This window comes from Hoeflea sp. TYP-13, from assembly GCF_040932035.1.
Lineage (GTDB): Bacteria > Pseudomonadota > Alphaproteobacteria > Rhizobiales > Rhizobiaceae > Hoeflea_A.
The window spans coordinates 1-8,964 of the sequence record NZ_JBFRBB010000009.1 but is presented as its reverse complement, the minus strand read 5'-3'; the positions used below and the strand labels follow the sequence as shown (position 1 = coordinate 8,964).

Sequence of the window (8,964 nt, the reverse complement as noted above, 5' to 3'; positions counted from 1 at the left end):
GCTGAAAGCATAGACGGCGGAGGAGAAGGACGGCTGGCAATTGTCCTGCGAAGGACAATACTGACCGATCCCGACACTCTGCACCTCGTCAAAACCATCATGGTCCAGATCGGTTGCCAGCAGGTTGGAAAACGCCGCAATGCCGTTTATCGGCTTGTTGGCTGTCGTCCTCGCGGTATTAACGTCATAATAGGTCATGGAGACCGGCGGACGGGCACTGCCCGCGGTGATGACACCGTCAGCGGCAACAACCGCATCCGTGCCATAGCGCGTGATCGTTGTCAGGCGCGAGGCGCCCGAATAGGCGTCCTCGTCATAGGTCAGCGCAACCGCCGAGCGCATCGAACCGCTCACCGTCGTCGTAATCGACCTGATCCGCTTCTCATAACGCGTCAGCGTCTGGCCGTTAGCCATGATGATCATGTCCGGACGGTCTTCCAGGTAAAACCGGACTTCGGTGCCGTTATAGGTGATCGTCTGCGGATAACAGGCAGGAAGCGTGTCGCAGGCATAGGTGAAGCTCACCTGGTTGCCGTCCGTATCGGTGATCGACGAGATCAGCCAGCGGAACTGGTCGGCAGAATTGGCATGTTCGCCCGTGCCGCCGAAGGCAGACACCGTAGAAAGAACCGTCTTTGTTCCGTCCCGGCCCGTAATCTCCCAGCTATTGGTGCCAACCCTGTAAACAATGCGTTGGTAGCTCTCGATCTGGGTGGCATGGGTACCGCCATTGTCGCAGGAGGGGCTGGCGGTTCCCGCCACACATTCAACCAGCTCATAGCCGTTTAAAAGAAAGACGTCCTTGCTATCGTCGTAATAGGCAAGACCCCTTCCCTCGCTGACCCGCTCGATGACATCAAAGCCGTCAATGCCCCAGCCATATCCGAGCCAGCCCTGGTAGCGGCCGCCCCTTTTGGTCTTGCGTGAGGAATCGTATTGCAGCTCGATCGCCGGCTCCAGACCGCGGAAACCAGGCAGGTCAAGACCATATTCATAACTCGCATTGCCGCGCCCCGACGCGGTGGGAGACACTCCTGTCGGTATTTTGACGGTATCGCCCGCATCGCCAACCTGTGCGTGCGATTGCGGGCTACCGCCAAGGGTTGCTGCCAAAGCAAAGGATGCAATCAAACTCGCTCGAAACATTGAAAACGGCAAACGGGCAGCAACCGAAAAGCTGGCAGAAAACGAGCGCATGAAAACCCCCAAAAAGTATCTGGCGGCGGGCGTGGAAAACAACACGTCACCCACCGCAAATCCATCAGCGCGCAATTGTCCCTGCACCGGGAAAACCCCGGAGCCAAACCTCAACCAGGTGGAGAAATGGATAATATTTGCGCGCTATACGGCTAGCGCGTCAGCAAGATGATTCGCAAGGCGTCACTACCCAAAATTGCGTCCTTCAGTGCAATTCCCTGTGGAAAGTACAACAGGGCACAATGCTTGCCCGGCCTCTGCAGCATGGTTGATGAGGGCGCTTAATTTTGAGGCGGAATCCATCCCAGATCCTCGGCTGCCGCAAATGCGCGCTGGTTTTCCAGAAAGTAATAGTTCGCTTTGGCCGAGGCTTCCGATCGCCGCATGACGGCCTTTGCAGTCTGCTGCGATTGTACATCTTTCAGAAGGTGGAAGTAGGCCGTGCCTTTCTTGACCATCGCATAGACGTAATCGGGATAGGCCTCGATGAGAACATCCGATACGGCAATCGCTTCCTGGTAACGGCGCTGCTCGATTAGAAACTCCAGGACAGTCGTTGCGATGACCGCAAGCGTCTCTTGCCGAGATAAGGGCTTGAGGTAAACACCGTTTTCAAGCGCTGCATCCGACATCGGCGTTTTCTTCCGGTACCACTGATCGCGGGTGAAGCCCGCCCCGCTCGTCGCTTCTAGATTGTAAGTCTTGGCAGTCTGGTCATCGGTGTATTTTACAAGCACGTGCAGCGGAGCGACCGAGAGGGTGAGATCAAGACCAAGCCTTTCCCCAATTGCAAGGAACAGGACCGGCATGGAAACGCAATTGCCCTTGCGGGTTTCAAGGTAGGTCGCAAGAAGCTTGTTTCTGATATCGCGCCCGAACGGATCGTCGAAATCATACTTAAACGGCGCCGAATTGTTCCAGTGGCCTTCCTTATACAAAAACGCCTTCAAGGCACGCAGCTTTTCGATGCTTTTTTGCGCTTCCGTTTCCGGAATTGTCGAGAGCATCTTGCGGACGGTTGACTCCATCGCATCAAGCTCACGCTCGATCATCGGCCTATCCAGATCCGGATCAATCAGCTTGTCTACCGACAGCTTGGCCTGTGCGTAGTCGAACCCATCGGGGGTTGAGAACACAATCGAGCGAACCGAGCTCGCTATGGGGGTGCCATCGATTTTCTCACCGACTGCCGACGCGACAAGGCCAATTAAAAAGAGACAACTATATATCAGTGTTGATTTTGCGTTCACTTGATTGGCCCATCAGTTTTAAGCCTGTGCTTTGTTAAAATTGTTGCGCGAGGCGTTCTTCGTTCCGCAGGTTGCCTGGACAAGAACAATTAGAGAGCGCTAATGGTCGGAGATTTTTTTCTGTCGCCGTCTGGGATATGTGATGGTAGTCGAATTTGTCAGAGACAATTATACATTGCACTGGCATTGGACACAGATGCGCCGGTTGTCCACAGTGAAATTGTCGTTCACTACAGCTAGGTTTGCCAGCAGCAAGCAGGATTGGCTTGAAGCCAGCACGAAGAGTTTTTTAGCCAGCGCGCTTACAAATTGAATGAGACCAAATTTTTTATGGGAAATGATACAACAAGAAAGAGTAAATTGATCAGCCTAACCCTTCGGCACAAACCGGAGATTATTGGCGTTGAATTAGATGGAGCTGGATGGGTCGGTGTTACAGAGCTGCTTTCCGGACTAGCGAGTGCCGGTGTGACGATGTCACGACCAGAGTTGGAAGCACTCGTAGAAAGCAGCGACAAACAAAGATTTGCCTTGAGTGAGGATAGAAATCTAATTCGCGCTAGTCAGGGCCACTCGGTACCTGTTGATTTGGGTTTAAAAGCCAAAAAGCCACCCGATACATTATTTCACGGTACCGCAAAGAAAAACTTGAATAGCATCATGAATTCAGGACTTCGGCGCGGCCGACGGCACCATGTCCATCTTCATGAAGATCCCGAAGTTGCGTACTCCGTCGGCAGGCGCCATGGCAATCCTACCGTAGTGACTGTAGCAGCCAGCTGGATGTGGGGAGAGGGATTTGTTTTTTACCAAAGTGAAAACAACATATGGCTGACTAAAGCAGTACCCGTAAAATACATCAGATAGCTGACTATTTTTTTCCTGATCATAATATTTACGAAATACATTCGAATATTTATTTCCGAATTCCAAACTAAAGCCGCTACTATTTTAAATTATTTGATACAATTGGAAAAATACTCACTCAACTCCTTGCGCCAATTTTCTACACTGACGATACTTACTTCCGGGTCTCCAAAGATGTTGCTATATATACATTCAAAGGTTGCGTCTTTAAATGTCAAAATGTGGTGATGATGAGAACGGATAAATTTTTCGCTATCATGCTGACTATGGCCAGAGTTTTGAACATCGAGCTCTCGTATCCATCGTGAGTTCTGCACAATTTGCGCGGCATAATAATCTAATCCGCGCTCATAAAGTCGATGCCCTTCCAGCACTTCATCATTCGGTCTTCCAAACGTGAAAACCGAAACCAATTTATAGTTGATGATTGCCTTGCCCTGTTCAGTGTCATAACTGAGCAGTAGCGAAGTACCATCTGCTATAACATTTACATCAGCGTCAGTGCTTGGTGCTGGGACCAATTTATTTTTTACTACACTTTCAAGGAAATTACTCATTACGCCGACCGCCTTTTGACTTTGGAGCCTCTATGGTCTCTCCGTCTCCGACATTGTTTCTTTGTAGCTGTTTATCAAGCCGGGTATTTGCTCCTTTGTCATGTGTCATGTCTTTAACATTCCAATCCTTCTTTTTGACACCGGCTTTCTGTAACGCCATCCCAGTTCTGGTATTAAGAATGTAGTCAACACCTTTTTTAGATACAACTTCCACCGGTACATCGTTGGGATCAATTTTTCCTCTAGATATAGCATCGGCCAGGTCGTCTATTGTGCTTATTTCGATTCCGAATTTGTCTGAATAAATTTGCTTTCCTTCAAGACTAAATTCGTTTCGATAGGTCTTTTGCGCGAAGGAGAAATTGTATGCCTTTTTACCGACAGCTCTAGCAACCTTTGACAATCCTGCTGGCAATCCAGGAATGGCAAGTGAAGCTGCGTCCGCTGCAATGTCTACCAATCCTTCATTGAAAAGCTCATCATCGTCTGACATGTAGCCGATCGTTATTTTTCCTGCATCCCACACTATGCTCGCAGCATCCCAGAAAGATTCTATAATATGCCCCGTCGGGTCGCTTTTGTTGACCGGATCGTTTTGCGCATACGCATAGCGGTTCGGCCCGACCCCCTCGAGGATCGGGTCCCAGTCGTCTGGCGAGATAAAGCGGCCGAAGGTTGGGTCCATGTAGCGGGCATTGAGATACATCAGACCCGTTTCGGGATCATGCCGCTCGTTGATGTAGCCCTTTTGCGTTGCCATCGCCGCATTCGTCGGCTCGCCATAGGACGCATAGGCCGTCTGTTCGACGAGGTTGCCTGAGGCGTCCGTCACAATGCGCACCGAGGACAGATGATCGCGGTGGATGTAGGTCGGGCTGGTGCCGACCATCTTTACATCCATATGCGGATAGCGCGTATAGGCGCCGAGTGCATAGACACCGGCCGACACAGGCGTGCCGGTCACATCGATCTCCGCATCGGCATCCGGATAGAGCGTCTCGCCGCCGGCGCCGACCTTCTTCACCCGCTTGCTCTCAGGGCCATAGGCGAAGTCGATGACTGCCCCTGCCCCGTTGATCACCTGCGACAGGCGGTTGGCCTTGTCCCAGCTGAGCAGCCGTGTGCCGTCGGCCGTCATGTTGCCGTTCGCGTCATAGGAAAAGCTTGACGATCCCAGCAGCAACGGTGCATGCGGCGGCGCGGACGTGCCGGTAGGATTGGCGTTGATCAAATCCTCGATCGAATACCAGACCGCTTCGTCGGTAAACCAGATGCCGCCAATGTCATCGAGTAGATCCACTCCGGTTACAGCGCTTCGCGCCGTGACGGTCCAGTCCTGGTTGCGGGTGAAGATATAGTCACCCGCATAGCCCGGATAGTTGACCTGATTGTAGGTGCCGCCCTCGCCCAGCAGGATGTCATTGCCCGCGCTGCCATAGAGCGTGTCGTTTCCGTCGCCACCGCGCAGCAGGTCATTTCCGGATGACCCATTGAGAGAATCGTCACCGGTGGTGCCGGTCACAACTTTCAGGCCGTCGGCATCGACATAAAGGCTTTCAATGTCATGCCACTGCTGCTCGCCCTCAAACCAGATACCGCCGATATCAAGCAGCGTGTCCGTGCCATAGCCGGCGCTGACGACCGTTACCGATCCATCGGCGTTGTAGGTGAATGTGTAGTCGGAGGGATGACCATCATAGTTGACCTGGTTGTAGCCGCTTCCCTCGCCGATCAGGATATCGTTGCCGGTTCCGCCATAGAGCGTGTCTTCCCCGTCACCACCACGGATTATGTCGTCACCGGCGGTGCCGGCCAGGAAGTCGTTGCCGGCGGTGCCGGCAATTGTCGCGTTAACATTGCTGTTGTTGCCGGCATAAAGGCTATCAATGGAATGCCATGCGTTATCCGCAATGAACCATACGCCACCGATTCCGGAGAGAAGGTCGGTGCCTTCCGCCGTGCTCGTTACAGTGACGGTACCGTCATTGTTCAGTGTAAAGGTGTAGTCGCTCAATGAGCCGTCATAGTCGACCTGGTTTGGCCCGCTGCCTTCTCCAAGAAGAATATCGTCGCCCGCACCGCCATAGAGCGTGTCGTTGCCGTCCCTGCCACGGATAATGTCCTTGTTGGCGGTGCCAACAATCCGCTCATCGCCGCTTGTGCCGGTCAGAACTTTAAGGCCGTCGGAGTCCGCATAAAGATCGTCAATCGAATACCAGGCTGCTTCACCATTGAACCAGACGCCACCGATATCAAGGAGCACATCCGTTCCCGAAGTGGCGCTTGTTACCGTGACAGATCCATCGCTGTTGTAGGTGAAGACATGGTCACTGCTGGAGCCGTCGAAATTGGCCTGATTGTAGCCTCCGCCCTCACCGATCAGGATGTCATTGCCAAGGCCGCCAAAAAGTGTATCCGAACCGTTGCCGCCGCGAACAAGGTCATTGGCATCGGTCGCGGGGAGGAACTCGTCACCGTCGGTGCCGGAGACAAGGTTGAGCCAGAAATACGATGACGATGCACCTCCTGTCGCGCCAGAACCCGGATAGGTAAAGGCCCCTGCCAGTCTTGATCGTGTGAGCAGGTTGCCGCCATTGTCATAGGAGAATGTCTCGGTGAGTGTGGCATCACCCTGATTGGTGGCGGTAATGAGCTCATCGCGGTCATTGTATGTGTAGGTCCAGCTTTCCGCCGGCGTCAGGCCCGTGATTGCCGTGATGCGGCCCATCGCATCGCGGGTGTAGCTGTTGTTCATCAGAACCGTGGCATCGGCCTTGGTCGTCACGATCCCCGTCAGCCAGCGCCGCTGCGGCGAATAGGTAAAGTCCGTCGTCACACCATTGGCATAGGTGATCTGATCCGTCTGACCGTCCGCCTCATAGGTGATCGCGTTGATCAGCGACGGAATGCTCTTCAACCGGCCGTCATAGCCGTAGAGCCATGGCGAGGCGGCAGAACCGACGGCAACTAGATGCGGATCGTAAAGCTTCCAGATGGGAAGCTCGCCCTTGTCCTCGCCGATCATCGTCGTGTGCGTCGCCCCGTCGATCGTCACCCCGTTCTTGGCGACATTGCCCGACGGATGATAGTCGATCGTTCTTGAGGCATTGGCGTTTGAGGCCGATGTCAGCTGGCCCATATTGTAATAGCCCGAGCGCTGTTCGTCATAGGTGTTGGTGGCAAGCACGGGATCCGACACAACAGGACTTGTGATGGTGCGCGACAGCGGACGCCCGATGGCGTCATAGCTCATGGCCGTCACTATGCCGCGCGCATCCGTCTGAGATGTCAGCCGTCCTGCCTGATCGTAGGCATAGGACCAGTTGCCAAGGTCCGGATCGCTGACCGACAGGCGGTTGCCGGCAAGGTCGTAGGCGTAGGACCAGAGCGCACCGATATTGTCTTTCACGCCAATCAGGCGGTCGAAGGCGTCATAGGAATGCCATTCCTTAGTATTGGCTGTTTCCTTGTGCTGATAGATCACCTTGCCGCGGGTGCTGGTGACGGCCACCGACGTCCGGTTCAACTCATCGGTCAGCCGCACTGCCGTCAGCGGCACATTGCCCGCAACATTGCCCGCAGGAACGGAATTGGACAGCAGATAGGCCATCGACCGGGACGAGCCGTCCGGGTTCTGTGTCGACACCACCCGGTCCGCCCAGTCGTAGGTGTGGGTGGTCCAGATCAGCATCTCGGCAAATCGTGGATGGCTTTCACGCCAAATATTGTTCCGCGCATCAAATTCAGTCGCAACGCCCACACCAGGCTGTCCACTGCCCCACCACGTCCAATCGTATCGCACGCGTCCGCGACCATCGAAGTAAACATCGTTCACGGACCAGTCGCCATTCGATTGCGGCAACAGCTTCCTTTTGCGTACATATTGGGTGGTTGGGTTGCCTTCGTTGGCATAAAAGACCTGCTCTTCGGCACCACTCACCGTGTTGACGTGATTGTAGTGCCGGCAAAAGACGTCCTGGCCATAGGTGTGCAGCACGCCGTTGAGATCCGTCAGCGAGGCTGGAGCACCACACACCGCATTGAATGTCTGCGTCGTCTGCTGGCGGGTGTCGCCACCGAAGTACAAGGCATTGCGTGTCGCCACCGGATAAAGATGATAGGTCGCATCATAATCCCATTCCGTCCGGTTGCCCGCGCCATTAACCTCGTGGGTCTTGTTGCCATAGGCATCATAGCCGTAGCTCATGGCCATCGAGGGCAGTGACGCATCCGACGAGCGCAGCACCGTGCGGCCCGTCACATGGCCCTTCGTCGGAGCAACGCCATGGGCTCCGCCGTCATAGGAGAGCTGTTCCCGCGACAGCAGCGTGCCCGATGTTCCCGATCCCTCATAGACCGAGACCGTCGACGGCATCGAAAGGATGTAGTCGGAGACATTTGCGACAATGCTGCTGGCCTGTGTCGTCTCATCGCCCGTTATGCCCGTGCGGCCGAGCTTGCGTTCCTCGATCACATTGCCGTAGCCGTCATAGGAACGCTCAATACGTGTCGTCAGCGTGATCGCCGAGCCGGACGTCGCATCGTTCTCGGTCAGTGCCGTCTCGGTCGCGGTCCTCAGCGCCGTGTACGGCTTGGTTGCGGTGTTGACTGCATAGGTGTGTGTCACAACTTTGCGGACCGTTCCGGCGCCGTCCTTGTAGGTCACGCTCTCCGGTGCGCCATAGCTCGCCACATCCTGGCGCAGCATTGTTTCCACCGTCGGACGCGATGCCTCGCCACTGGCCAGCGGCTTGGTCTCAACCACCTTGGAAAAGCCGAGGAAACGGCGCTCGCCCGTATCGTACTTGCCGCCCTCATAGGAATAGTTCGTCTCGGCAACCTGCCCGCGACCATCGCTGTGCGCAAGCGACGTCACCAGCGGCATCACAAACGGCATGAAAGTGTGGGCATATCGTGAAGACGGCGTGTACTTCAGCGTCACTGTTCCGCCAAGCTCGTCCGTCACCGTCTTCAGCAATCCCGGCGTGCCATCCGCATAGTTCGAGTACCAGACCCAGGAATTGCTCGAGCCGCCCTGATAGTTGTAGATCGGATCGCTGATGCCATCGCCGTTAAAGTCGCCGGTACCGATG

Annotated in this window: 5 protein-coding genes; 1 reads left to right on the top strand and 4 read right to left on the bottom strand. The window is 54.7% G+C overall.

Annotated features, from left to right (window positions below):
- Both ABVT35_RS26790 and ABVT35_RS26785 read right to left on the bottom strand, forming a co-directional pair.
- Positions 1 to 1,197 (bottom strand): SpvB/TcaC N-terminal domain-containing protein (locus tag ABVT35_RS26790; protein WP_368470696.1); only part of this gene is annotated, 1,197 nt, incomplete at its 3' end.
- A gap of 281 nt (positions 1,198 to 1,478) precedes the next feature.
- Positions 1,479 to 2,333 carry a transglutaminase family protein gene (locus ABVT35_RS26785; protein WP_368470695.1) on the bottom strand — a complete coding sequence of 285 codons (855 nt, stop codon included), beginning with the start codon at positions 2,331 to 2,333 and terminating at the stop codon, positions 1,479 to 1,481.
- A 423-nt stretch (positions 2,334 to 2,756) separates the two neighbouring features.
- On the opposite strand from ABVT35_RS26785, the gene ABVT35_RS26780 reads away from it, so the two are divergent.
- Positions 2,757 to 3,314 (top strand): RNA 2'-phosphotransferase, encoded by a 558-nt coding sequence (locus ABVT35_RS26780; RefSeq protein ID WP_368470694.1) that lies wholly within the window; start codon positions 2,757 to 2,759, stop codon positions 3,312 to 3,314.
- Between the two features lie 89 nt (positions 3,315 to 3,403).
- Here the strand turns inward: ABVT35_RS26780 and ABVT35_RS26775 are convergent, their stop codons facing one another.
- Positions 3,404 to 3,871, bottom strand: coding sequence for a hypothetical protein (locus ABVT35_RS26775; RefSeq protein WP_368470693.1), 468 nt, complete (start codon positions 3,869 to 3,871; stop codon positions 3,404 to 3,406).
- On the bottom strand, positions 3,864 to 8,964 hold a 5,101-nt coding region (locus tag ABVT35_RS26770), incomplete at its 5' end, for an RHS repeat-associated core domain-containing protein (RefSeq protein WP_368470692.1). The genes ABVT35_RS26770 and ABVT35_RS26775, both read right to left, overlap by 8 nt.